Source organism: Variovorax sp. PBS-H4, assembly GCF_901827205.1.
Lineage (GTDB): Bacteria > Pseudomonadota > Gammaproteobacteria > Burkholderiales > Burkholderiaceae_C > Variovorax.
The window spans coordinates 3,974,344-3,999,424 of sequence record NZ_LR594675.1 but is presented as its reverse complement, the minus strand read 5'-3'; the positions used below and the strand labels follow the sequence as shown (position 1 = coordinate 3,999,424).

General features: G+C 66.8%; 21 protein-coding genes, 2 tRNA genes and 1 pseudogene. 13 read left to right on the top strand and 11 right to left on the bottom strand.

Translation table 11 applies throughout. From position 1 onward, the window contains the following. Positions 1-31 precede the first annotated feature (31 nt). Positions 32-108: transfer RNA gene (locus E5CHR_RS18960), tRNA-Arg, on the bottom strand. 128 nt (positions 109-236) lie between these two features. On the opposite strand from E5CHR_RS18960, the gene E5CHR_RS18955 reads away from it, so the two are divergent. Continuing rightward, the gene (locus tag E5CHR_RS18955; RefSeq protein ID WP_162581269.1) at positions 237-428 is read left to right on the top strand and encodes a hypothetical protein; all 192 of its coding nucleotides are present in this window, start codon (positions 237-239) and stop codon (positions 426-428) included. A 370-nt stretch (positions 429-798) separates the two neighbouring features. Here E5CHR_RS18955 and E5CHR_RS18950 read toward each other — a convergent pair whose 3' ends face one another. The 4 genes from E5CHR_RS18950 to E5CHR_RS18935 all read right to left on the bottom strand — a co-directional run bounded on the left by E5CHR_RS18950 (position 799) and on the right by E5CHR_RS18935 (position 3,826). Further along, the gene (locus E5CHR_RS18950) at positions 799-1,080 is read right to left on the bottom strand and encodes a hypothetical protein (protein ID WP_162581268.1); all 282 of its coding nucleotides are present in this window, start codon (positions 1,078-1,080) and stop codon (positions 799-801) included. A gap of 137 nt (positions 1,081-1,217) precedes the next feature. Further along, positions 1,218-1,294: transfer RNA gene (locus E5CHR_RS18945), tRNA-Pro, on the bottom strand. Between the two features lie 42 nt (positions 1,295-1,336). Then, positions 1,337-2,041, bottom strand: coding sequence for a glutathione binding-like protein (locus E5CHR_RS18940; protein WP_162581267.1), 705 nt, complete (start codon positions 2,039-2,041; stop codon positions 1,337-1,339). 99 nt (positions 2,042-2,140) lie between these two features. Continuing rightward, on the bottom strand, positions 2,141-3,826 hold the full coding sequence (locus E5CHR_RS18935) for an FAD-dependent oxidoreductase (RefSeq protein WP_162581266.1): 1,686 nt from the start codon (positions 3,824-3,826) through the stop codon (positions 2,141-2,143). A 139-nt stretch (positions 3,827-3,965) separates the two neighbouring features. Between E5CHR_RS18935 and E5CHR_RS18930 the strand changes: the two genes are divergently transcribed. The 3 genes from E5CHR_RS18930 to E5CHR_RS18920 all read left to right on the top strand — a co-directional run bounded on the left by E5CHR_RS18930 (position 3,966) and on the right by E5CHR_RS18920 (position 7,555). Continuing rightward, on the top strand, positions 3,966-4,835 hold the full coding sequence (locus E5CHR_RS18930) for a GNAT family N-acetyltransferase (protein WP_162581265.1): 870 nt from the start codon (positions 3,966-3,968) through the stop codon (positions 4,833-4,835). A 61-nt stretch (positions 4,836-4,896) separates the two neighbouring features. After that, on the top strand, positions 4,897-7,086 hold the full coding sequence (gene ppk1 / locus E5CHR_RS18925; RefSeq protein WP_162581264.1) for a polyphosphate kinase 1: 2,190 nt from the start codon (positions 4,897-4,899) through the stop codon (positions 7,084-7,086). Between the two features lie 7 nt (positions 7,087-7,093). Further along, positions 7,094-7,555, top strand: coding sequence for a SixA phosphatase family protein (locus E5CHR_RS18920; RefSeq protein ID WP_162581263.1), 462 nt, complete (start codon positions 7,094-7,096; stop codon positions 7,553-7,555). 27 nt (positions 7,556-7,582) lie between these two features. Here the strand turns inward: E5CHR_RS18920 and E5CHR_RS18915 are convergent, their stop codons facing one another. Next, complete coding sequence (locus E5CHR_RS18915) at positions 7,583-9,100, bottom strand: Ppx/GppA phosphatase family protein (RefSeq protein ID WP_162581262.1); 1,518 nt, start codon at positions 9,098-9,100, stop codon at positions 7,583-7,585. 252 nt (positions 9,101-9,352) lie between these two features. Here E5CHR_RS18915 and pstS point away from each other — a divergent pair, with 252 nt between their 5' ends. From pstS to phoR, 7 genes are read left to right on the top strand one after another with little or no spacing between them, the layout of a single operon-like run. Further along, positions 9,353-10,396, top strand: a complete 1,044-nt coding sequence (pstS, locus tag E5CHR_RS18910; protein WP_162581261.1) for a phosphate ABC transporter substrate-binding protein PstS — start codon at positions 9,353-9,355, stop codon at positions 10,394-10,396. Between the two features lie 15 nt (positions 10,397-10,411). Continuing rightward, on the top strand, positions 10,412-11,482 hold the full coding sequence (pstC, locus tag E5CHR_RS18905; RefSeq protein WP_162581260.1) for a phosphate ABC transporter permease subunit PstC: 1,071 nt from the start codon (positions 10,412-10,414) through the stop codon (positions 11,480-11,482). 55 nt (positions 11,483-11,537) lie between these two features. Continuing rightward, complete coding sequence (gene pstA / locus E5CHR_RS18900; protein WP_162581259.1) at positions 11,538-12,422, top strand: phosphate ABC transporter permease PstA; 885 nt, start codon at positions 11,538-11,540, stop codon at positions 12,420-12,422. A gap of 5 nt (positions 12,423-12,427) precedes the next feature. Continuing rightward, the gene (gene pstB, locus E5CHR_RS18895) at positions 12,428-13,210 is read left to right on the top strand and encodes a phosphate ABC transporter ATP-binding protein PstB (RefSeq protein WP_162581258.1); all 783 of its coding nucleotides are present in this window, start codon (positions 12,428-12,430) and stop codon (positions 13,208-13,210) included. A 10-nt stretch (positions 13,211-13,220) separates the two neighbouring features. Further along, the gene (phoU, locus tag E5CHR_RS18890; protein ID WP_162581257.1) at positions 13,221-13,922 is read left to right on the top strand and encodes a phosphate signaling complex protein PhoU; all 702 of its coding nucleotides are present in this window, start codon (positions 13,221-13,223) and stop codon (positions 13,920-13,922) included. Positions 13,923-13,938: 16 nt separating this feature from the next. Continuing rightward, entirely contained in the window at positions 13,939-14,631 is a 693-nt protein-coding gene (phoB, locus tag E5CHR_RS18885; RefSeq protein ID WP_162581256.1) for a phosphate regulon transcriptional regulator PhoB, read from the top strand. 40 nt (positions 14,632-14,671) lie between these two features. Continuing rightward, a complete protein-coding gene (phoR, locus tag E5CHR_RS18880) occupies positions 14,672-16,012 on the top strand; it encodes a phosphate regulon sensor histidine kinase PhoR (protein WP_162581255.1) in 1,341 nt (446 codons plus the stop codon). Here the strand turns inward: phoR and E5CHR_RS18875 are convergent. From E5CHR_RS18875 to E5CHR_RS18865, 3 genes are all read right to left on the bottom strand, one after another. Further along, on the bottom strand, positions 15,996-17,336 hold the full coding sequence (locus tag E5CHR_RS18875; RefSeq protein WP_232062114.1) for an MATE family efflux transporter: 1,341 nt from the start codon (positions 17,334-17,336) through the stop codon (positions 15,996-15,998). The genes phoR and E5CHR_RS18875 overlap by 17 nt on opposite strands. Then, positions 17,333-19,063: a hypothetical protein gene (locus tag E5CHR_RS18870; protein WP_162581254.1), complete on the bottom strand. Its 1,731-nt coding sequence runs from the start codon at positions 19,061-19,063 to the stop codon at positions 17,333-17,335. Before E5CHR_RS18870 ends, E5CHR_RS18875 begins: the two co-directional genes overlap by 4 nt. A gap of 87 nt (positions 19,064-19,150) precedes the next feature. Continuing rightward, the gene (locus tag E5CHR_RS18865) at positions 19,151-19,420 is read right to left on the bottom strand and encodes a type B 50S ribosomal protein L31 (RefSeq protein WP_162581253.1); all 270 of its coding nucleotides are present in this window, start codon (positions 19,418-19,420) and stop codon (positions 19,151-19,153) included. Between the two features lie 160 nt (positions 19,421-19,580). On the opposite strand from E5CHR_RS18865, the gene E5CHR_RS18860 reads away from it, so the two are divergent. After that, positions 19,581-20,642 carry an oxidoreductase gene (locus tag E5CHR_RS18860; protein WP_162581252.1) on the top strand — a complete coding sequence of 354 codons (1,062 nt, stop codon included), beginning with the start codon at positions 19,581-19,583 and terminating at the stop codon, positions 20,640-20,642. A gap of 16 nt (positions 20,643-20,658) precedes the next feature. Here the strand turns inward: E5CHR_RS18860 and rho are convergent, their stop codons facing one another. Both rho and trxA read right to left on the bottom strand, forming a co-directional pair. Beyond that, positions 20,659-21,924, bottom strand: a complete 1,266-nt coding sequence (rho, locus tag E5CHR_RS18855; protein WP_162581251.1) for a transcription termination factor Rho — start codon at positions 21,922-21,924, stop codon at positions 20,659-20,661. A 190-nt stretch (positions 21,925-22,114) separates the two neighbouring features. Next, positions 22,115-22,447 carry a thioredoxin TrxA gene (gene trxA / locus E5CHR_RS18850; RefSeq protein ID WP_068686060.1) on the bottom strand — a complete coding sequence of 111 codons (333 nt, stop codon included), beginning with the start codon at positions 22,445-22,447 and terminating at the stop codon, positions 22,115-22,117. A gap of 125 nt (positions 22,448-22,572) precedes the next feature. Between trxA and E5CHR_RS32085 the strand changes: the two are divergent. Continuing rightward, positions 22,573-25,080 (top strand): annotated as a pseudogene (locus E5CHR_RS32085) (PD-(D/E)XK nuclease family protein); the annotation flags it as partial. Position 25,081: the final 1 nt, after the last annotated feature.

Genomic DNA, 25,081 nt, shown 5'->3' with positions numbered 1-25,081 from the left:
CACACAGCGCTAGGCTGTTTGAAAAAGGAATTGGCCTGCCCGGAGGGGATCGAACCCCCGACATTCGGCTTAGAAGGCCGATGCTCTATCCAACTGAGCTACGGGCAGTGAGAAGGTGCGCGATTTTACGGTGAGCCGCCAGCGCGTCGGCGGCGGCCGACAGGGTCTGAGGAGTTTGCCCGAGTCATCCAAGCCGTTTCGCGCGCCAAGGTGCACTTGCAGATGGAGTTCCACACATGAGTACCAACCCTAGCCGAGCCACGCCGAACGAGGAGCCTGAAATTGGCTTCGAGGAATCGGTTCCCCTCGACGGCCCGGATCCGGTCGGCGAGAAAATGATCGAGGACCTGGGCCGCGGAAAGCGGGCCGAACAGGAGCCGCCGGCCCCGCCGTCTGAGCCGATGCCGAAGCAGTTCCCGGCAAGCTGAGGCGCGGCTACGAAGCATTGGCGGCATTCCGTCGATTGGGGTACCTTCCGGCCATGAGCACAAAAGCTGCGCGTCGCGAGTATCTCCGAGCCGTCGCCGAGTTCGAGCAAGGTTGCCAGACCTTTGCCCACGGCATGGCGCGGGTGCTCGATTCGGCAGCAGCGGAGACAACCGGTCTTTTCGGCCCCAGGAAGCCGGCGAGGCGGGCGCCGCGCATTGTTCCGGGCATCGAGCGTGCAAGAAAGGCCTGAGCGCGCAGGGCAGCGCAGCTGCGACGCTCTCACCACCCTGATGCCCAGGTGATGTTTAGCCCATCTGACCGAGTTGGCCGTGGAAGCGCCAACGCGCAGCACTTTCGCGGTGCGCGACTCTAGTTATCGCTCAGCGTGAACGGGACACCCCAATCGTGCAAGACGCCTACGATGTCCGGCTGAGCATCCAGAAGGATACGCAGATGGCGCAAGTCTTTTGTGACAAACGTCGCTTCTTTGCTTCCGAGAAGCTTCGATTGCTTGATTGCCACTGCCAATACTGGATCGTCGGAGATTTTTAGCGTGGTCGTCAGTTCCAGCTTTGGACCTCGGCCAAGCAAGCCTTCTTTTGCCACGCGCATCAAGTCCAAGAGATCTACGTTGACCGATTGATTTGACATGAACCACTCCATCCATGGAATTGGGGACGCGCGAATGCTAACCCGCACTAGGGGGTCAGGCATGACTGGTAAACAAAACGCCCCCCAGAAATGAAAAAAGGACAACAGCCTAAGCCGTTGTCCTCTTCACTTTTTGATGGTCGGGGCGAAAGGATTCGAACCTTCGACCCTCTGCTCCCAAAGCAGATGCGCTACCAGGCTGCGCTACACCCCGACGAGCCTCAGATTCTAGCGTGTGCCGCGGGCCGTCAGGCGCTCAACGCCGCTCGTACTGCTTCTTTCCGAACAGGACCTCGCGTTCCTTGTCGCCGGTGATGGGCCGGCGCAGGTCTGCCAGCACCTTGACGCCGCGCTGAACGGCGGGTCGTTCGGCGATGCCCTCGAACCACTTCTTCAGGTGCGGAAAATCGGTCAGAACGATGCCCTGGCCCTCCCAATTGCGCAGCCACGGGAAGATGGCGATATCGGCAATCGTGTAGCTGTCTCCGGCAATGAAGGCGTGGGTTGCGAGCTGCTTGTCAATGACGCCGTACAGGCGGCGCGTCTCGTTCGTGTAGCGGTCGATCGCGTAAGGGATTTTTTCCGGCGCGTAGAGCCGGAAATGATGGGTCTGGCCAAGCATCGGGCCGACGCCGCCCATCTGGAACATCAGCCACTGGAGGACCTCGTAGCGCTCGCGGTCGGTCTGAGGCATGAAGCGGCCGGTCTTGCCGGCGAGGTAGACCAGGATGGCACCGGACTCGAAGAGCGAGATCGGCTGGCCGTCCGGGCCCATCGGGTCGGTGATGGCCGGAATCTTGTTGTTGGGACTGATCTTGAGGAAGGCCGGCTCGAACTGGTCGCCCTTGCCGATGTTGACCGGGTGCGCGCGGTAGGGCAGGCCGCACTCCTCCAGCATGATGTGGATCTTGTGGCCATTCGGCGTCGGCCAGGAATAGAGCTCGATGGGGGCTTGGGACATGCGATGGGTTCCACCAATGAAAGACGTCCGGCCAGCATAGCGGCCGCCGGTCTTCCGTGCAGGACCCGGCCGGGAAGCCGGTCGCGCCGGTGCCGCCATTCAACCGGTGGTGACCGCCCGAGGTGCCAGGTGCTTGTGGATCAGCGCGACGACTGCCGCGCCTTCGCCGATGGCGCCACCCACGCGCTTGACGGAACCCGAGCGCACGTCGCCGACCGCGAACACGCCCGGCACGCTGGTTTCCAGCGCGGCCGCGGGGCGGGCCGGAAAGCCGCCGCGCGCGGCCTCGCCGGTGAGCACGAAGCCATGCTTGTCGACCGCGACCCCGCAGCCTTCGAGCCAGTGGGTCTCGGGCACCGCGCCGATGAACAGGAAGATGTTGCGGGCCGGGCACTGGTACTCGGCACCGCTTTGGCGATCGCGCCAGCTGGCACCGTTGAGGCCCGTGTCCGGATCGCCGTGCAGGTGGACCAGTTCGGTATGGGGATGGAGCTCGATGTTGGGCGTTGCCGCGATGCGGTCGATCAGGTAGCGCGACATGGTCGCCGCGAGCGACGGTCCGCGCACCAGCAGGTTGAGCTTGCTGACATGCTGCGAGAGAAAGACGGCAGCCTGGCCTGCCGAGTTGCCGCCGCCGACCAGGGCCACCTCCTGCTGCGCGCACAGCTTGGCTTCCAGCGCAGAGGCCCAGTACCAGATGCCACGGCCCTCGAAATCGGCCAGGCGCGGAACGTCGGGGCGACGGTAGCGGGCGCCGCTGGCGATGACCACCGTTCGCGCGCGCAGCCTTCTGCCGTCGGCAAGCCGGACCGAGATCTCGCCGCGCGTTTCGGCGGCGCTGCAGTCCATGGAGGCGGCCTGCGCCGGGATCAGCATTTCCACCCCGAACTTCTGCGCCTGCACGAAGGCCCGCCCGGCCAGGGCGCCGCCCGAGATGCCGGTCGGGAAGCCCAGGTAGTTCTCGATGCGGGCGCTGGCGCCGGCCTGTCCGCCGAACGATCGGCAGTCGATGGTCATGACGCGCAGGCCTTCGGAGGCTGCGTAGACGGCCGTCGCGAGACCTGCCGGACCGGCGCCCACCACCAGCAGGTCGAACAGATCGTCGTGCTGGGCGGCGTCGACCATGCCGAGGCACAGCGCCAGGGCGTTCTCGCTCGGATTGGAGACGACCGAGCCGTCAGGGCAGACCACCAGAAGCTCGGCCTCGCCGTACTGATCGAGGAGCGCTCGGGCATCGGCGTCCTGCGTGGCGTCGACCACATGGTAGGGGTGGCCGTTGCGCTGCAGAAAGTTCTGCAGCCGAAGCAAGGGAGCCGATTGGGGTGGCCCGATCAGCACCGGGCCGCTGCCGCCCGATTCGATCAGCGCAACGCGGCGCAGGATCATGGCGCGCACCAGCCGCTCGCCGAGATCGGCCTCCGCGATGATGAGGGCGCGCAGTTGCTCGGGCGGGACCAGCAGGGCCTCGACGTTCTCGTCCGCACGGCCGTCGACGAGGGCAGGGCGGCCGGAGAGCTGTGCAATCTCGGCCAGGAACTGCCCGGGCCCCTGGCGCTGGATAGGCACCACGCGGCCCAGGCCGTCGCGTTGCGTGATCGCCACGAAGCCCTTCAGTACCACGAACATGCCAGGCCCTGGTTCGCCCGCGCGAAAGAGCCAGTCGCCGCGCCCATAGCGTCGTGGGGTGGCGAAGCGTCGAACGCGCTCGACATCGGCTGCGCTCAGCGCCGGGAACATCTGGTGGCGCCGGGTTTCAAGGGTGCTGGAGGGGGATTCGGCCGTCATATTTAAAAGATCCTGGGGCGCATCTTCGACATTAGACGCCCAAAGGCCTGGGTCGAGCCACCGTCACGCAACTGCCATCGGCGTGACACGCGCGCTTCATTGCGCGCTCACAGACTTCGTCGGCAGAAAGGGCTCCCGCATGAAAGAACTACCCACGCCGACGTTTCCGTTCTCGCAACTGGGATTGCGCACCGCCCTGTGGCCCGTCCAGGGGCGCACGCCGCCGACCGTTCCGGTGCCTGCCGTGTCCGTCGCACTGCCCGAAACGATCGACGCCGCCCGCGGGGGTATCAGCGTCAGCTGGGCGCGCCACCAGGACGACGTGCGTGCCGCGCAGCGCCTGCGACACGACGTATTCGCCGGCGAGATGGGCGCGCGCCTGAACACCTCGCTGGAAGGCCATGACGTCGACCTGTTCGACGACTTCTGCGAGCACTTGCTGGTGCGGGACGAGGCCACGCGCCAGGTGATCGGCACCTACCGCGTGCTGACGCCGGCGCAGGCCCGCCGCGTGGGCAGCACCTACAGCGACACCGAGTTCGACCTCACGCGCCTGCGCGACCTGCGCGAGCGCATGGTCGAGCTGGGGCGCAGCTGCGTGCACGCGGACCACCGCCAGGGCGGCGTGATCCTCGCGTTGTGGGGTGCGCTTGCCGCCTTCATGAACCGCAACAAGCTCGACACCATGATCGGCTGCGCCAGCATCCCGATGTGGCTCAACGGCGTGACGAGCGGCGACGCCGCCGCCAGCATCTGGCGCCAGCTTTCAGCGACGCACATGGCGCCGATCCAGTACCAGGTGCAGCCGCGCCTGCCGCTGCCGGTGCACCGCCTCGACGGCGACCTGGACATCGAGCCGCCGGCGCTGATCAAGGGTTACCTGCGGCTGGGTGCCAAGGTGCTCGGCCCGCCGGCCTGGGACCCGGACTTCAACACGGCCGACCTGCCGATGCTGATGCGCATCGATGACCTGCCGGCGCGCTACCGCAAGCATTTCCTGGGCAATTGACAGCTTGGTAAGAGCGTCACACAGTTGTCATGGAAGTGTCACGAAGTCGTTGGACACTGTCATGTTCTTGCCTGCGACCATTCCTGTGCCCGTTGCCCCCGACAATTTCGCTTCTTCCCCCGCCCTCGCCGACAGTCCGCCTGTCGCCGCAGGGTCGTCGCTGACCCTGCTCGATCGCGACCACAGCATCCTGGCTTTCAACGAGCGCGTGCTCGACTGGGCCTATCGGCCGGAAGTGCCGCTGATCGAGCGCTTGCGTTACCTCTGCATCGTCTCGTCCAATCTCGACGAGTTCTTCGAAGTCCGGATGGCGCCGCACCTGGCCGCCCAAACGGCGGGCGACCGGAAGGGCATCTACACCGTCGACACCTTCGCCCGGCTGTCCGAGGCGGCGCACACCCTCGTGGGCCGGCAGTACGCGCTCTACAACGGCGAGCTGATGCCGACCTTCGCGAAGGAAGGCATCCATGTCATCTCGCACGGCGAGCGCAACGCGGCGCAGCGCAAATGGGTGAGCGACTATTACGAACGCGAGGTCCGGCCGCTGTTGATTCCGGTCGGGCTCGATCCGGCACATCCGTTTCCGCAGGTCGCCAACAAGTCGCTCAACTTCATCGTGCGCCTGGGCGGCAAGGACGCTTTCGGGCGCGAGAACCCGATCGCCATCGTCAAGGTGCCCCGGGTGCTGCCGCGCATGATCGCGATGCCGGCCAAGGTGTCCGGCGGCAAGAAGCTGTTCGTCGCGCTTTCGAGCATCGTGCGTGCGCACCTGCAAGGCATGTTCCCGGGGCGCGAGGTGGGCGACTTCTCGCAATTCCGCGTCACGCGCCATTCCGACCTGGCGGTCGACGAGGAAGACGTCAAGAACCTGCGCACCGCGCTGCGCCAGGGGCTGCAGCATCGCCACTTCGGACAGGCCGTGCGGCTGGAGGTTTCGGCCAGCTGCGCCGAGTCGCTGGCGAGCTTCCTGCTGGCGCAGTTCGATCTGCCGCCGGAGGCGCTGTACCGCGTGCATGGCCCCGTCAACCTGGCGCGGTTGACGCAGCTGATCGACCTGCTCGACGAGCCGCAGCTTCGCTTCGCGCCTTACCAGGCTTCCTATCCGGTCTCGCTGTCGCCGGGGCAATCGTTTTTCGAGCGGCTGCAGGCCGGCGATGCGCTGATCCACCAGCCCTTCGAGAGCTTCGAGGGCGTGCTCGCCTTCCTGCGTGAAGCAGTGCAGGACCCCCAGGTGCTCGCGATCAAGCAGACGATCTATCGCACCGGCGCGGATTCGGAGCTGATGGAGCTGCTGCGCGAAGCGGTTCGCCGCGGCAAGGAAGTCACGGTGATCGTGGAGCTCAAGGCGCGCTTCGACGAAGAAGCCAACATCAACTGGGCAGAGATGCTCGAGTCGATCGGCGCCCAGGTGGTCTATGGGGTCGTGGGCCTGAAGACGCACGCCAAGATGCTGCTGGTGACGCGGCGCGAAGGCAAGGTGCTGCGGCGCTACGGCCACCTTTCCACCGGCAACTACAACCCCCGCACCGCCAGGCTCTACACCGACATCAGCCACCTGACCGCCGATCGGCTGCTGACGGCCGACATGGAAGCCGTGTTCGTGCACATGGCCAGCCAGAGCCGCCTGCCGAAGCTCAACCGCATGTGGGTGGCGCCTTTCGACCTGCACCGCAACCTGATCGCGCGCATCGATGCATTGGGGGCCGCCGCCGTGCGGGGCGTGCCCACGCGCATCGTCGCGAAGATGAATGCGCTGACTGACGAGGCCCTGATCGCTTCACTGGTCAGCGCCGGCCGCAAGGGCGTGAAGATCGACCTGATCGTGCGCGGCGCCTGCACGCTGCCGGCTCTCGTGCCAGGGGTCACGGACAACATCCGCGTCCGCTCGATCATCGGCCGCTTCCTGGAGCATTCGCGGGTCTTCTACTTTCGGGAGGGCGAGGATGAGGCGCTGTACCTGTCGAGTGCCGACTGGATGAACCGCAACATGCTGCGTCGCATCGAGCTGGCCTGGCCAGTGACCGACCCGGTGCTGCGTCAGCGCCTGATCGACGAATGCCTGGTCGCCTACCTGCACGACGGCCGCGATGCCTGGGACCTCGGCGTCGACGGCAGCTACCGGCGGGTGAACCACGACACGCACCAGGGCGAGGAGGGAGCGCCGCGTGCAGTCCAGGCCCATGGTGCGCAGACCGCGCTCATGGTTCGCTACTCGTCGCGCGGCCGTGTCCGGGCCGCCTCGCGTGCGTGAGGCTTGCATGGACCTGATCTTCTGGCGCCACGCCGAGGCCGAGGACTGGACCGAGGGCTGCGACGACCTGCAGCGCTCGCTGACATCCCGCGGCGAGAAGCAGGCCAAGCGCATGGCCGCCTGGCTGGACCGGCAATTGCCCGAGGGCACGCGCGTCGTCTGCAGTCCGGCGCGGCGCTGCGAGCAGACGGTGCTCCCTCTGGGTCGCAAGTACAAGCTGCGCAGCGAGCTCGCGCCCGACACCACAGCCGAGGAGCTGCTGGGCGCGGCCGGCTGGCCGAACGGCAAGTCGGTGGTGCTGCTGGTCGGCCACCAGCCCTCGCTGGGCCAGGCGATCTCGCTGCTGCTCGGGCTGAAGCAGGACAGCTGCCCGGTGCGCAAGGGCGCGGTCTGGTGGATCCGCACGCGCGAGCGTGACGGCGACACCCAGACCGTGGTGGTGACGGTGCAGTCGCCCGAACTGCTGTAGGCGGCGCAGCCGCGCCGCGATGGCGCCTCAGCCGCCTTCGAGCTGGACCCGCCACGGGGTCTTCTGCCAGGCCAGCACTTCCTCGCGCAGCAGGTGGGCCGATTGCGGGTAGGTCTCCGACCAGCCGCTGCGGCATGTCAGCATGAAAAGGCGGCCGTCGGCGCGCACCAGCCGCAGCGCCTGCAGATCGGGATCGCGCCGCGCGTGGCACAGGATCACCGCCAGCCGCAGCGCCAGCAGCTGGGCCACGAAGGTCTCGTCGTCCAGCGCGCCCTCGAGCTTGCGCAGCTTGCCCCGGTGCCCCAGCACCAGCTGGCTGAGCCCATGCATTTCGTTGACCGCGAAGCCGGGCGCGTCGGTGTTGTCCAGGACGTAGGCCCCGTGCTTGTGGTAGTCGCTGTGCGAGATGTGCGTCCCGATCTCGTGCAGCTGGACGGCCCACCCGAGCTTGCGCAAGGCGCGCCCGGCGCGGCTGGTGGTACCGGCGCCGCGCGAGGCCGGCTCCAGCTGGAGGAACAGCGCCGCGGCCGTCTCCCCGACCCGCCGCACCTGCGCGGTGTCGACCGCGAAGCGGCTCGCCAGGCGCGCAACCGTGGCGGCACGCAGGTCGGCCACGCTCTCGTCGCGCTCGAGCAGCTCATACAGCACGCCGTGGCGCAGGGCGCCCTGCGCCACTTTCATTTCATCGATCTCGAGCAGGTCGAAGACGGCCCGCAGCACGCTCACGCCGCCACCGATCACCGCCTTGCGGTCGTCTCGCATGCCCTCGATGCGCAAGCGGTCGGCGCTGCCGGCCTTCAGCAGGCGCTCGAGCAGCCAGTCGAGTCCCTCTCGCGTGACCAGGCCGGGCTCGCCGCCGGCGACCGCCAGCACGTCGCCGACGGCGCCGATGGTGCCGGAGGCGCCGTAGGCCACGTCCCAGCGATCGGGGGAGTAGGTGCCGAGCGCTTCGTCCAACACTGCCTTGGCCGCGACCTCCGCGGCACGGAAGGCGCCGGGGGTGAACTGGCCTTCGGGAAAGTGCTTCATCGACCAGGCGACGCTGCCGACCCGGTACGACTCCATCACCGTCGCTTCAAGGCCCTTGCCGATGATCATCTCGGTCGAACGGCCGCCGATGTCCACCACCAGCCGGCGCTCGCGATCCGCAGCATCGGTGTGGGGCAGCAGGTGCGCCACGCCCTGGTAGATGAGGCGAGCCTCCTCGCGGCCGGTGATGACGTCGATGCCGAAGCCCAGGATGGTGCGCGCGCGCAGCAGGAATTCGTCGCGGTTGCGGGCTTCGCGCAGTGTCTGGGTAGCCACCGCACGAACCTGCGAGCGCTTGAAGCCTGCCAGCCGCTCGCCAAAGCGGGCGAGGGTGTCCCAACCGCGCTGCATGGCCTCTGGGGTGAGGTTGCGGGCCGCATCCAGGCCGTTTCCTTGCCGGACGGTTTCCTTCAGGTATTCGGTGCGGTGGATCTGGCCATGGTCGACCCGGCCGATTTCGAGCCTGAAGCTGTTCGAGCCGAGATCGACCGCGGCGAGGCGGGTTCCGTTTTGCATGTGGAGATGGAGAAGCCCAGGGGCCTGATCGTAGCCTCACGACCGTCGGGGGCTGCGTAGGCAGGTGCCGCAGCACCGGCTTTCGAGGCTATGGATGCATCATGACGTTTGTGTGACACCGTCATGGAATTCGCCCGCCGCAATGGCCCGTTCTCCCTCTGGAGAGGGTGTCATATTCATGTCACACAAGCTTCCTAGAGTCGCTGCCAAGTCCCCGGAAAAGGGGTTTTTGCACATCGAGAAGGAAGCATCATGAAAACGACGTTCAAGTTTGCAGCCGCCGGCCTGTTTGCCGCGGCACTGGCCCAGGTCCCGGTCCTTGCCCAGGAAGCCACGGGCGCAGGCGCAAGCTTCCCGGCGCCGCTGTACTCCAAGTGGGCCTCCGATTTCAACAAGGCAACCGGCGCGAAGATCAACTACCAGTCGGTGGGTTCCGGCGCGGGCATCAAGCAGATCGATGCCAAGACGGTGGATTTCGGCGCCTCCGACATGCCGCTGACCGATGAAGACCTCAAGGCCAAGGGCCTGCTGCAGTTCCCCACCGTCATCGGCGGCGTGGTTCCTGTGGTCAACATCCAGGGCATCAAGGCCGGCGAGCTCAAGCTCAGCGGGCAGGTGCTCGGCGACATTTACCTGGGCAAGATCACCAAGTGGAACGACCCGGCCATCAAGTCGCTCAACGGCTCGCTCGCGCTGCCCGACGCCGCCATCGCGCCGGTGCGTCGCGCTGATGGTTCCGGCACCACCTTCCTGTTCACCAACTACCTGAGCAAAGCCAACCCGGACTGGAAGGCGAAGGTCGGCGACGGCACCGCCGTGAATTGGCCTACGGGCGCGGGCGGCAAGGGCAACGAAGGTGTTGCGCAGTTCGTCAGCAAGCTGCCCAACTCGATCGGCTACGTCGAGTACGCCTACGTCAAGCAGAACAAGATGACCTATGCGCAGATGCAGAACGCTGCCGGCAAGTTCGTCAACCCGGACGATGATGCGTTCAAGGCGGCGGCCGCCGGTGCCGACTGGTCCAAGACCTTCTACCAGGTGCTGACCAACCAGCCCGGCGAGCAGTCGTGGCCCATCACCGGCGCGACCTTCATCCTGATGCACAAGACGCAGGACAAGCCCGCGCAAGCGACCACCACGCTCAAGTTCTTCGACTGGGCCTACAAGAATGGCGACAAGACCGCCGGCGACCTCGACTACGTGCCGATGCCCGACAAGGTGAAGGGCATCATCGCGACGGCATGGGGTGAGATCAAGGACGCGTCGGGCAAGCCCCTCGCGGTCAGCGCCAAGTAACTGAGCCGGCGCGTCATGAGCACACCGCTCGAGCACGCGCCGAATTCGGAGCGACCTGTGTCATCCAGTTTCCCCGCTGCCGCAAACCGCCTCGACCTGCCGGCCGATGGCGCACGCGCAACCGCCAGCCCGCCTCCGGTCAGGAAGCCGCGCACCGGCGCCACCGTCGATCGCCTGTTCGGCATGGCTGCCAAGGGTGCCGCGCTGCTGACGCTGGCGATGCTGATCGGTATCCTGCTGTCGCTCTTCGTCGGTGCCTGGCCCGCGATTTCCAAGTTCGGCCTCGGCTTTCTCACCAGCAGCGTGTGGGACCCGGTGCAGAACGAATACGGCGGGCTGGTGATGATCTACGGCACGCTCGCCACGTCGCTGATCGCGCTGATCATCGCGGTGCCAGTGAGCTTCGGCATCGCGCTGTTCCTGACCGAGATGTCGCCGGCCTGGCTCAAGCGGCCGCTCGGCACCGCGATCGAGCTGCTGGCCGCGGTGCCCTCGATCGTCTACGGCATGTGGGGCCTGCTGGTGTTCGGCCCGATCCTCTCGACCTACGTGCAGCAGCCGCTGCAGAAGTTGTTCGAGGGGGTGCCCTACCTCGGGGCGCTCGTGTCGGGCCCGCCGGTGGGCATCGGCATCCTGTCGGCCGGGATCATCCTGGCGATCATGATCATCCCCTTCATTGCCTCGGTGATGCGCGACGTGTTCGAGGTCACGCCGCCGCTGCTCAAGGAGTCGGCCTACGGCCTGGGCTCCACCACCTGGGAAGTCGTCTCCAAGGTGGTGCTGCCCTATACCAAGGCGGGCGTGATCGGCGGCATCATGCTGGGCCTCGGCCGCGCACTGGGCGAGACCATGGCGGTCACCTTCGTGATCGGCAACACCAACCAGCTGAACTCGCTCTCGGTGTTCGAGGCGGCCAACAGCATCACCTCGGTGCTGGCCAACGAGTTCGCCGAAGCCGGCGCCGGCCTGCACCAGGCGTCGCTGATGTATCTTGGCCTCGTGCTCTTCTTCATCACTTTCGTGGTGCTGTCGCTGTCGAAACTGCTGCTGCAACAGATGCAGAAGAGCGAGGGCAAGAAATCATGAGCCGCACGGCCGTTCCGAAGGCGAATACCGCAGCGCGCAGCGCGGAGGTTTCTTCATGAGCACAGCGGAAAAGCTCCTGAGCGCCAAGGCGCTCAACGAGACGCGTGCGGCCAGGTTCGCGACCCGCAAGCGCATCAACATCGTCGCGTTGTCGCTGTCGATGGCCGCGATGGCCTTCGGTGTGTTCTGGCTGATCTGGATTCTCTGGGAAACGCTGCGCCTCGGCGTCGGCGGCCTGGCGATCGCCACCTTCACCGAAATGACGCCGCCGCCCAACGAGGCGGGCGGCATCGCCAATGCGATCTTCGGCTCGCTGGCGATGGTGCTGCTGGCCACCTTCGTCGGCACGCCGATCGGCATCATGGCGGGGATCTACCTGGCGGAATACAACAGCAAGGGCTGGCTGGCGAGCGTCACGCGCTTCGTCAACGACATCCTGCTGTCGGCGCCCTCGATCGTCATCGGCCTGTTCGTCTACGCGATCGCAGTGGCCTACTTCAGGTCCTTCTCGGGCCTGGCGGGTGCGATGGCGCTGGCGCTGATCGTGATCCCGGTCGTGATCCGCACCACCGAGAACATGCTGCAGCTGATCCCGGCCGGCCTGCGCGAAGCCGCCTATGCGCTCGGCACGCCGAAGTGGCGGGTGATCATGAGCATCACACTGCGCGCCGCGCGCGCCGGGGTGGTCACGGGCATCCTGCTGGCGGTGGCGCGTATTGCGGGCGAGACCGCGCCGCTGCTCTTCACCGCGCTCAACAACCAGTTCTGGACTGCCGACATGACGCAGCCGATGGCCAGCCTGCCGGTGACCATCTTCAAGTTCGCGATGAGCCCCTACGAAAACTGGCAGCAGCTGGCCTGGGCCGGCGTGTTCCTGATCACGGTCGCGGTGCTGGCGCTCAACATCCTCGCTCGCGTCCTCACGCGCAACAAACACTGAACACCATGCCATCCACCATCGCTGCAACGCCGTCCCCCGCGAAGATCTCGGTCAAGGACCTCAACTTCTACTACGGCAAGTTCCACGCGCTCAAGGGCATCAACCTCGAGATTCCCGAGAACAAGGTCACTGCTTTCATCGGCCCCTCGGGCTGCGGCAAGTCGACCCTGCTGCGCACCTTCAACCGCATGTTCGAGCTCTATCCGGAGCAGCGCGCCGAGGGCGTGATCGCACTGGACGGCGAGAACCTGCTGACTTCCAAGCAGGACGTGGCGCTGATCCGCGCCAAGGTCGGCATGGTGTTCCAGAAGCCGACGCCGTTCCCGATGTCGATCTACGACAACATCGCCTTCGGGGTGAAGCTGTTCGAGAACCTGAGCGCTTCCGAGATGGACGACCGCGTCGAATGGGCGCTCAAGAAGGCCGCGCTCTGGACCGAGGTGCGCGACAAGCTGCAGCAGAGCGGCTCGGGCCTTTCGGGCGGGCAGCAACAGCGGCTTTGCATCGCCCGCGGCATCGCGATCAAGCCCGAGGTGCTGCTGCTGGACGAGCCGTGCTCGGCGCTGGACCCGATCTCCACGGCGAAGATCGAGGAACTGATCGCGGAACTGAAGAACGAATACACGGTAGTCATCGTGACCCACAACATGCAGCAGGCGGCCCGCTGCAGCGACTACACCGCCTACATGTACCTTGGCGACCTGATCGAGTTCGGCGCGACCGAAGAACTGTTCTTCAAGCCCAAGCGCAAAGAGACCGAGGACTACATCACCGGCCGTTTCGGCTGAAAGGAGCGTCATGACCGAGAAACACCTCTCCAGCCAGTTCGACAGCGAACTGAACGCGGTCTCGTCGCGCGTCATGGAACTCGGCGGCATGGTCGAGTCCCAGATCAACCAGGCCGTGTATGCGTTGGCGCAGTTCGACACCGAAGCGGCCAATCGGGTGATCGAGACCGAGATCCGCGTCAACGCGATGGAGATCGAGATCGATCGCGAGCTGTCCTCGATCATCGCGCGGCGCCAACCGACGGCGCGCGACCTGCGCCTGCTGATCGCCATCTCGAAGACCACCGCCAACCTGGAGCGCGTGGGCGACGAGGCCAACAAGATCGCCCGCATGGTCAAGAAGATCATCGAGAGCGGTTCGGCGCGCGCGCTGCCCTCCACCGAGCTGCGCGTCGCGGCCGACCTGGCCTCGGGCCTGCTGCGCAAGGCGCTCGATGCCTTCGCGCGCCTGGACACCGCCGCCGCGCTGTCGATCCTCAAGGACGACGACCTGATCGACCAGGAGTTCGACGGCTTCGTGCGCAAGCTGGTCACCTACATGATGGAAGACCCGCGCACCATCTCGGCCAGCCTCGACCTGCTTTTCCTCGCGAAGGCCATCGAGCGCATCGGCGATCATGCGAAGAACATTGCCGAGTTCATCATCTACATCGTCAAGGGCGCCGACGTGCGGCACACTTCGATGCAGGAGATCGAATCGGCGCTTCAATAGGCTTTCAATTCCATCGATGAAGAAACCCCGAGTCCTGATTGTCGAAGACGAATCCTCGATTGCCGAGCTGATTGCCGTCAACCTGCGCCACAACGGGTTCGAGCCGATCTGGGCGGAGGACGGTTCGGCGGCTCAGCGCGAGATCGACGCAGCCCTGCCCGACATGGTTCTGCTCGACTGGATGCTGCCGGGCCAGAGCGGCCTGCAATTGGCACGCCAGTGGCGCAAGGACCCGCGCACCAAGAGCATGCCGATCCTCATGCTCACAGCGCGCGGCGACGAGCCCGACAAGGTCGCCGGGCTGGATGCCGGGGCGGACGACTACATCACCAAACCCTTCTCCACGCAGGAGATGCTCGCGCGAATCCGTGCCGTGCTGCGTCGCCGCGCGCCCGAGGTGGTGACCGAGCGCGTCGAGATCGGCGAGCTGGTCCTCGACACGGCGACCCACCGGGTGACCTGGCAAGGCTTGCCGCTGAAGGTCGGGCCGACCGAGTTCAAGCTGCTGGGCTACCTGATGCAGCACGCCGAACGTGTGCACAGCCGCTCCCAGCTGCTGGACAAGGTGTGGGGCGATCACGTCTACATCGAGGAGCGCACGGTCGACGTGCATGTCAAGCGCCTGCGCGAGTCGCTGGGTGCCGCGGCGCCGATGGTCGAGACCGTACGCGGCGCGGGCTACCGGCTCACGGCCCAGATCACCGTGTGAAGGACGCGCCGGCGCATACGCGGCGGCACAATGGGCGGGCATGGCGTTTCATATCGCAACTTTTCTGATTGGCTCCGTCATCGGCGCCGCCATCGTGGCGGCATCCGCGGGGCTTCACTACGCGTGGCTGGGCGCATGGCTGGGTGCGGTGCTGTGGTTCGGGCTCGATGCCTGGCGCGCCCAGCAGCTGCTGAAGGTGCTGCGCAACGACGGCAGTGGCCTGCCCTCCCGGGGTGCAGGCGTCTGGGGCGAGATCGCCGAGCGCGTCCGCAAGCTGCTGCGCGCGCGCGAGCAGCAGACCCGGCAGGCCGAGGACCGGCTGCAGGAATTCCTGGCCGCCATCCAGGCCTCGCCCAATGGCGTGGTGCTGCTCGACGAGCAGGGCCGCATCGAGTGGTGCAACCAGACCGCGGCCAGCCAGTTCGGCATCGACCCCGAGCGCGACCTCTTGCAGCATCTCTCGAACCTGGTGCGCGATCCTGCTTTCGTGGCCTACCTGGCGTCTTGGAACTACAGCCGCGACGTGGTCATCGACGCGCCCTCCCAGATCCACGGCCAGCGGGCCCATCCGGTGCGGCTGTCGGTGCAGGTGCACCCGTACGCTGGCAACCGCCGCATGCTGCTGACGCGCGACATCACCTCCCTGGAGCAAGCCGAGGCGATGCGGCGTGACTTCGTCGCCAATGTCTCGCACGAGATTCGCACTCCGCTCACGGTGCTCGCCGGCTTCGTCGAGACCTTGCAGAACCTGCCGCTGGACGCTGAGGAACGGGCCCGCTACCTGGGCCTCATGGGCCAGCAGGCGCACCGCATGGAGACGCTGGTCAACGATCTGCTCACTCTGTCGCGCCTGGAAGGCAGTGCCGCGCCGCCCGCCAACCGCTGGACCCGGGTGCGGGCGCTGTTGGCACAGTGCGAGGACGAAGGCCGAGGCCTGTCGAACCGGCTGAGCTTGCAGGGGCACAAGCTGAGCTTCGTGCTGGAAGCCGATTCCGAAATCGCCGGCGCGCCCACCGAGCTGCAAAGCGCGATGTCCAATCTGGTGAGCAATGCCATCCGCTACACGCCTGGAGGCGGTGAGGTCGCGGTGACTTGGCGGATCCTGCCCGATGGCCGCGGCGAGTATGCGGTGCGCGACAGCGGCCCGGGCATCGCGGCGGAACATGTCCCGCGCCTCACCGAGCGCTTTTACCGCATCGATCGAAGCCGATCGCGGGAGACCGGCGGTACCGGCTTGGGGCTGGCGATCGTGAAGCACGTGGCGCAGCGCCACGGCGCCGAGCTGCGCATCGAGAGCGTGGTCGGCAAAGGCTCGCGCTTCGTGCTGCTGTTCCCGGTCACGCGCCTGCGGCAGGCTGCTGTCCTCAGCGCCGCCGCGTGAGCGTCGACCACAGCAGTCCCAGCAGCAGCGCCGCGACCAGGGCCAGGGCCAGTGCACTCATGAGCCAGAAGGCTATCGGCGACTGCATCGCTGGCCAGGGGCCGACGCCGCGGTAGGCCAGCAGGTAGCTGCCGCCCAGGCCGACGCCCCAGAGCAGCGTGCAGTACAGCACCAGCGGCACCACCGTGACGCGATAGCAGCGCAGCACGAAGACACACAGTGTCTGCACGGCGTCGGCCAGGTGGTAGGCAGCGGTCGCCAGCAGCAGTGTGGCGCCCAGCGCCACCACCGCGGGATTGGCGGAGTAGATCGCGGCCAGGCGCCAGCGAAGCAGGACCATTGCCGTGGCAAAGAGCAGGGCGCCCAACAGCGCCAGCTGGAATCCGCGGACACAGGCGCGCCGTGCCAGCGCCGCATCGCCGGCCCCGAGCCAGAAGCTCACGCGGGCACTGGTCGCGATGGCGATCGACAGCGGCACCATGTAGGCGACCGCCGTGAGGTTCGATGCAATCTGGTGGGCCGCCGAGGCGACAGTGCCCAGGCGGGCGATGAAGAGCGCCATCAGCGTGAAGGAGGTGACCTCCACCAGAACGGCAAGCCCGGCCGGAATGCCCAGCCGGGCGAACTGTCGGAGGTGGCGCCAGTCGGGCGGCTCGATCCGGCGCCAGATGCGGTAGTCGCGGTAGATGGGCTGGCTGCGCAGCAGCCATGCCGCGCAGGCGAGCATCGTCCAGTTGACTGCCAGCGTGGCCCAGCCGCAGCCCACCAGGCCCATGGCCGGCAGGCCGGCGCCCCCGAAGGTGAACCAGATCGACAGGGCCAGCTTCGGCACCAGCGAGGCCAGCTGCAGCCAGGTCACCAGCTGGGGCTGGCCCAGGCTCTGGTTGAGCGTGCTGAACACGCGAAACAACAGCGCTGGTGCCAGCGCGAAGGCCAGCACCTGCAGATAGGCTTCCACGTCGGCGCGCATGGTTTGTGGCACCTCGGCCCAGCGCAGCAGTGGCGCGGGGAACAGCAGGATCGTCATGCCCACAGCGATCGCAAAGGCGCACAGGTAGAGCGACTGGCGCACGGAGCGGCCGACTTCTGCCGTGCGCTGGGCGCCATGCAGTTCGGCCCAGACCGGCAGCAATGCCTGCAGCACCCCGAGCAGCGAGACGTAGACGCTGACGAAGACGGCCGAGCCCACCGAAAGCGCTGCCAGCGCGCCTTCGGCATAGCGGCCGGCGACGATGGTGTCGGTGACGCCGAAGGCCATCACGGCCATTTGGCCGGCCAGAACTGTTGCAGCGTGGCGCGCAATGACTCGCCGTTCGCTGCTCAAGGCGTGGTTCTTTGGTAGAGCAGCAGATCGTCGCTGGGACTGGTAGGCCGGCGCAGCGTGCCGATGAGGCGCCAGCCTTCGAGGTTGACCAGTGTGTGCAGCCGCTCGATGGCTTCAGGGCTCACGATCAGCCAGGGGCAGCCAGGACCGCCCAGCAGCGGCTGCAGGTTGAACTGCCCGTGGTGGCGCAGAGCGGCAATGTGAGCCCGGCCCAGGGCCAGCTCGGACATGCAGCTCGGCTGGCCGACCTGTTCGGAGATGGCGCGCACCTGCGGTGCGTAGCTGCGGGCATAGTCGAGCACCGGCAACCAGAGTGTCATCACCAGCATCCAGCAGAGGGCCGCGCCCCCGGCCGGCAGGACCAGCGTCTTCCACAGTGCAGCACGCTGCCGGCCCGTTCGCCAGCGCACCAGCCAGGCCCAGGCCAGCGTGGCAGCGATGGCGAACACCAGGGCGGTGGCGGAGAAGTGCGGCACGAAGCCGGGCGCCAGCTTCGCCACGTTGGCGGCGGTCTTCGCAGGAAAACCGGTCTGCATCGCGACCCAGATCACCCAGAAGACGATCGCCCACACGCTGAAGAAGAGCAGCGTGAACCAGTCGATCAGTGCTGCGACGCTGCGCCGGAAGGTCGGCAGGGCGAAGGCCGCCAAGGTTGCGAAGGCCGGAAGGGCGAGCAACAGCGAGCGCTCGGAAAAACTGGTGGTCCAAGTGGCGGCCAGCGGCATCAGGGCGAACCACAGCGGCAGCGCGACATGACGCGCCGTGAGCTGCCGGCGCCAACGCCACAGGGTCCACACCGCAAGGGGCCAGGCCGGCCAGGTAAACCACAGCAGCAGCTTGGCTTGGCCGCGCACCTCGCTCCAGACGCGGGTGCCCGGCTGGGTGCCGGGCAGCTCGATCTTCCACTGCAACAGGCCGAGCCAGGCGGCCAGGAGCCCCGCGAGCAGCGTGGCGCCGAAGATGGTGGCGATGGCGCCCGCGGAATAGTTGGGCTCGTCGCCGGAGGTCTGCTCTTTGGCGCCGCGCCGGCGGTCCAGGCTGAGGAAGACCACGCAGCCGATGCCCAGCGCCAATCCTACGGTTGGGCCTCCGCTCAGCGTCATGCCGACCGCGCCGACCACCAGGGCAGCGATCGGGCCGATGCGGTGGTAGGGAAGCGCGACCACGCCGTAGAACAGCTGCGAAGTGAAGAAGAGCTGAGCCAGCGCCGGCGTGGTCTCATGCCCGAGCTGGGCCAGGCCCAGGCAGGCGATCAATGCCAGCAGCGCGCCATCGGCAATGGCGCGGGCGTAGTCGGTGGGCCGGGCCTCGCCGCCGAATGCGAAGGCCACCGGCTGCGCTTGCGGGGTGCGCGCCAGGTAGTACACCGCGTACCAGGTGGCCATGAAGCTGCCCCAAAGCAGCAGCGCGAAGGCGATGCGGACCGCGAGATCGGGATGCACCCACGCCGGCGCCAGCTTGATCGCCCAGGCACCGATCCAGTAGGGAATGAGGGCCGGCGTCTCGGGCCTGAGGCCGAGCAGCATCGGGTCGAGCCAGCGCGCCAGGCCTTCGGTGCTGCGCGCCAGCTCGGCCATGTAGCCGAAAGAGATGATGTCCGCGCTTTTCCACGGACCGCGCCCGACCAGGCCAGGCATCAGGTAGGCCGCGCACAGCAGGATGAGGGCGATGCGCGGCAGCCGGCGCACGGCACTCTGGGCAACGATTGCTGGCGTCGGTTGGTTCAACGGAAAGAGCGTCTGGAGAGGGGGAAAGACAAAAGAAAAAAGGGCAGCGCGGTAAACCGGGCTGCCCTCGATTCGGAAGCGCCTGCCTTACTTGGAGGCAGCAGCGCCGGTCTTGCCGAAACGGTTGCGGAACTTCTCGACACGGCCGCCCATGTTGTCCACCGACTTCTGGGTCCCGGTGTAGAACGGATGCGACTCGCTCGAGGTGTCGAGCTTGAAGAGCGGCAGCTCGCGGCCGTCTTCGGTCTTGCCCATTTCCTTGGTGTTCACGCAGGAACGAGTGACGAACTTGAAGCCGTTCGACAGGTCGACGAACAGGACCTCGCGGTAGTTCGGGTGAATGCCTTCTTTAGCCATGATTTTTTCCTTTGGTCGTTGCGAGAGCCACAAGTTCGAACGCTTCCGAAAGACTGTCTGAAGATGCGTTCCGCCGGCACGGCGCCGGGCTGCACTTTTCGCGGAGCCCTCGATTATCGCATACTGGTCGATTTTGGCACTACCCCACCCATTTCCAGCCATGAACTCAAGCTCCTTGCGCGCCGGCCTGGTCGGCTTCGGTTTCGCTGGCCAGACTTTTCACGCGCCCGTGCTCTCGGCGGTGCCGGGCCTTCAACTGGCGGCCGTGGCCAGTTCGCGGCCGCACAAGGTCCATGAGGAATGGCCCGAGGTCGACGTGGTGCCCGACGTGGCGGCGCTGCTGGGGCGTTCCGACATCGATCTCGTCGTGGTGGCGACGCCCAATGCGCAGCACCATTCGGTGGCCAAGGCCGCGCTGGCCGCCGGCAAGCACGTGGTGGTCGACAAGCCTTTCACGGTCGATGCAGCCGAGGCGCGGGAACTCGCGGCGCTGGCGCAGCGGCGGGGCCGGCTGCTCTCCGTCTACCAAAACCGTCGCTTCGACTCGGATTTTCTGACGCTGAAGGCCGTGCTCGCTGGCGGCGAACTCGGCCGGCCGGTCTATTTTGAATCGCACTTCGATCGCTTTCGTCCCCAGGTGCGCGAGCGCTGGCGCGAGCAGCCGGTGCCGGGGGCCGGTCTCTGGGTGGACCTGGGTTCGCACCTGTTAGACCAGGCTGTGCAGCTTTTCGGGCGGCCTGACACGCTGCAGCTCGACACGGCCTGCCTGCGCGACGGGGCGCTCGTCGAGGACTACTTTCATGCCGTGCTGCGTTACGAGAGCGGCTCGCATGCGCCATTGCGCGTGGTGCTGCACGCGACCACGCTGGCGGCCCATGCCGCTCCTCGCTACATCGTGCACGGCACGCGCGGCAGCTACGTCAAGCGCGGGGTCGATCCACAGGAGGACGCCCTGCGTGGGGGTGGAAAGCCGGGTGGGGAAGGCTGGGGTGCCGACGATGTGGATGGCGAGCTGACCTTGCCATCGGACGACGGCCAACTGAAGCGGAGGGCGGTGCCAACGCTGGCCGGCAACTACATGGCTTACTACGCTGCGGTGCGCGACGCGATCCTCGGCAAGAGCGAGAACCCCGTTCCACCCGAGCAGGCGGTCGAACTCATGGAACTCCTGGACCTCGGCCGCCAAAGCGCCGCCGACGGCCACGCCCTCGCGGCGCGTTGATGTCTCCGAGCGCGCTTTATCCGCCTCTGCGCATCATGTCGAAGAACTCGACATTGGTCTTGGTGGCCCTCATGTTCTTCAGCATGAGCTCCATTGCCTCGATCTCGTCCATGTTGTACATGAGCTGGCGCAGGATGCGGGTCTTCTGCAGGATCTCGGGCGGCAGCAGCAATTCTTCGCGCCGGGTGCCGCTGCGGTTGAGCTGGAGCGAGGGGAACACGCGCTTCTCGTAGAGGCGGCGATCCAGGTGGATCTCGGAATTGCCCGTGCCCTTGAACTCCTCGAAGATCACTTCGTCCATGCGGCTGCCGGTGTCGATCAGCGCGGTGCCGATGATCGTCAGCGAGCCGCCTTCTTCCACGTTGCGCGCCGCGCCCAGAAAGCGCTTGGGACGCTGCAATGCGTTGGAATCCACACCGCCCGTCAGCACCTTGCCCGAGGAGGGCACGACGTTGTTGTAGGCGCGGGCCAGCCGGGTGATCGAGTCCAGCAGGATCACCACGTCCTTCTTGAGTTCGACCAGGCGCTTGGCGCGCTCGATCACCATCTCGGCCACGTGGACGTGGCGTGCAGCCGGTTCGTCGAAGGTCGAGGCGATGACCTCGCCCTTCACCGTGCGCTGCATCTCGGTCACTTCCTCGGGCCGCTCGTCGACGAGCAGCACCATCATGTGGACCTCGGGGTAGTTGGCACTGATCGCGTGCGCAATGTGCTGCATCATCACGGTCTTGCCGCTCTTGGGCGGCGCCACGAGCAGCGCGCGCTGCCCTTTGCCGATGGGGGCGATGATGTCGATGATGCGGCCGGTGATGTTCTCTTCGCCCTTGAAGTTGTCGCGCTCCAGGCGCATCAGCTCCTTGGGGAACAGCGGCGTGAGGTTCTCGAACATCACCTTGTGCTTGTTCGCCTCGGGTGCGCCGCCGTTGACCTTGTCCAGCTTGGTCAGCGCAAAGTAGCGCTCGCCGTCCTTGGGAATGCGCACCTCGCCCTCGATCAGGTCGCCGGTGTGCAGGTTGAAGCGCCGCACCTGGCTGGGACTGATGTAGATGTCGTCGGTGCTGGCAGTGAAGCTGGTGTCCGGGCTGCGCAGGAAGCCGAAGCCATCCGGCAGGATCTCGAGCACACCGTCGGCGAAGACCTGTTCGCCGGCCTTCGCCCGCTTCTTGATGATCGCAAACATCAGCTCCTGCTTGCGCATGCGGCCGGTGTTCTCGATCTCCAGGGCTTCAGCCTGCTTGAAGACTTCAGACACGTGAAGTGCCTTGAGTTCGTTTAAGTGCATGGAACGACCCCTCGCGGGGAAACTCTCGGAAAGAACCAGGGGGGAGGTTTGAGGAGAGGCGAGGAGGCCTCACAAACCGGGGAACTCGAACCGGCTGCCAGAAAGAAGGGCCGGTGAACTGCAAAGATTATGACAGGAAAAACGACAAGGGCTGCCAGCGCCTTGCGCGCCGGCAGCCCCGCGGGAACACTCAGGCGAGTTGCTGATCAATGAAGGCGGTGAGCTGGGCCTTGCTCATCGCGCCGACCTTGGTTGCCGCCAACTGGCCGTCCTTGAAGAGCATCAAGGTCGGGATACCCCGAATGCCGAACTTGGCAGGGATGTCGCGGTTCTCGTCGACGTTCATCTTGGCAACCTGCAGCTTGCCTTCGTAGGTGCTGGAGACTTCGTCCAGGATGGGGGCGATCATCTTGCAGGGACCGCACCATTCGGCCCAGTAGTCCACGAGCACAGGCTTGCCGGACTTGAGGACGTCAGCCTCGAAAGAAGAATCGGAGATGTGTTTGATGAGTTCGCTGGCCATGGGATGGCTCCTTCTGGGCTGGATGATGGTGCAGCTAAAGTGCGGGCCATTGTGACAGAAACCAAGTGGTGACGTGGTCGGCCGCCACGCTATGGCACCGATAGTCAAGCCCTACAAGAACCCTGATGAACTCTTCCGAGCGCCACCCCGCGCATGCCCTTTGGAGCGACCCGGCCGAGGGCCTGGTCGCCCGCATCTCGCGCCTGCTCGCCGAGCGTGGGCTGCACGCCGCGCGCACCGTGGTGCTGGTGCCCTACGCGCAGCTGATGCAGGTGGCGCGCACGATGTGGGCCGGTTGCGGCGCGCCCGGGTTCGCGCCGCGTTTCGAGACCACGCGCAACTGGGCACGCAGCGTGAGCGGCTTCGTGCCAGGCGTCGACGGTATCGCCTTCGACATGGCGCGCGATCTGCTCACGGCCCAGTCGCTGCTCGGCCGGGCGGGCTTCGGCAGCGCGCGCAATGCACTGGCAGGCCGGCTGGTCGAGATCGCGCTGCAGCTCGCGCCGCTGGCCGCGGCCGAGATTCCGGACGACCGCGCGGGCTGGGCTCAACGCGTGCGCGATGCGCTGATGGCTGGGCGCGGCTCGGAGTGGTTCGACACCGAGAGCGCGCTCAACGGCATCGCGTTGGCCTGGGCTGCCAGTTCTGCCTATGCGACCGACGTGCTGCTCGCGGATGACGTGCGGGCTCGGGTCGACCAGTTGATCGTGCTCGACGGCCTGCAGAGCGATCCGCTGGCCAACACGCTTGCGGCCTTGTTCGGCGAGCGGGCGTTGCGCCTGCCGTTGGCGCCGCGGTCCACGTCCGCCTGCATTGCCGACCTGCACCCCTGTGACGACCCGGAAGACGAGGCCCAGCGTGCCGCGGCCTGCGTGCTGCGCCACCTTGCCGAAGGCCGCGCACCCGTGGCGCTGGTCGCCACCGACCGCGCGCTCACGCGCCGCATCAGCGCCCAGCTGAGCGCCCACGGTGTGCAGCCGCAGGACGAGACCGGCTGGAAGCTTTCCACGACGCGCGCCGCGGCCACGTTGATGAGTGCCTTGCGCGCCTGTGCCCACGACGCCCCGAGCGACCAGGTGCTGGACTGGCTCAAGAGCGCTGCCGCCCTCGACGGCCGCGCCGTCCGCGCATTGGAGGCGCGTCTGCGAGAGCGCGGCATGCGCGACTGGCGCGGCTGGTGTTCCTTCGTGGCGTCCAGCGAGCACCCGCGTGACCAGGACCTGCTGGCCTTCACCAACGGCATCGAGGCATTGCGCATCGCCTTTGTCCGCGCCAGGCCGCTGAGCGAATGGCTCGAAGCGACGCGCGCACTGCTGGAAGCCGGCGGCCAGTGGCGCCCGCTGCGCGAAGACGTGGTCGGTGCCGAGATGATCGCCGCGCTCTACCTGGACGCCCAGAATGAGATCCGCGGCACCCGCTGCACCCTGCTGGAGTTCAGCGCCTGGGTGCGCGACGTGCTCGAGGCCGCGAGCGTGCGCCTGCCTGCGGACGAGGAACAGCCGCGGGTCGTGGTGCTGCCGCTGCACCAGATGCTGGGGCGGCCTTTCGGCGCGGTCGTGCTGCCGGGTTGCGACGACCAGCGCCTACCCGCGTCGCCCGAACCCCCGGGCGACTGGACGCCGGCGCAACGCCTCGCCCTCGCGCTGCCTTCGCGCGAGGCACTGGAGGCTGCCCAGCGCGCCGCCTGGGGCATTGCACTGTGCACGCCGCATTGCGACCTGCTGTGGCGCGGCTTCGATGCCAGCGGCGAGCCCGTGCGCCCAAGCGCCTTGCTGCAGATGCAGCGGCTGGAGCACGCCGCCGTTGCGGCTGCGGACCCGCGGGTCGCGGTGCAGATGGCGGCGCAGCCCACGGCGCGCCCGCAGCCGCACGGCGACGCGCTCCTGCCTGCGACGCTGTCCTCCACGGCCTACGAGGACCTGCGCCGCTGTCCCTATCGCTTCTTCGCGATGCGCCAGCTCGGCCTGCGAAGCAGCGACGAGCTCGATGCGGAGGTCGACAAGCGCGATTTCGGCAACTGGCTGCACGCGGTGCTGGGTCATTTCCACGAGGCGCTGAAGCAGAAGCCCGATGCGGGGCTGGATGCGCGGCTCGCCCTGATGGCTGCAGCCGAGCACGAGGCCACGCGCGAGTTCGGCCTCTCGCAGGCCGAGTTCCTGCCCTTCGCGGCAGCCTGGCCCGCGGTGCGCGACGGCTATCTCACCTGGCTCGCCACGCACGAGCAGGATGAAGGTGCCGTGTTCGTCGAGTCGGAGCCTTGGAAGGAGCTGGCGCTGGGCAGCGTGAAGCTCGTCGGCAGGCTGGACCGCGTCGATGCCACCCCTGACGGGCGCGCCTTCGTGATCGACTACAAGACCGAGTCGGCAGACAAGACGCGCGATCGCATCAAGGATCCGACAGAGGACACTCAGCTGGCTTTCTACGCTGCGCTTTTCCCCGACGACGGCTTGCGCGCGGCCTACGTGAACGTCGGCGAAAAGGCCTCGGGCACGCGCACAGTCGAGCAGTTGGACGTGATTGCCGCGCGCGATGCCCTGGTGGCCGGCGTGATGGACGATCTCGCGCGCATCGGTCGCGGTGCGGCGCTGCTTGCGCTGGGCGAAGGGCAGGTCTGCGAGCACTGCGCCGCGCGCG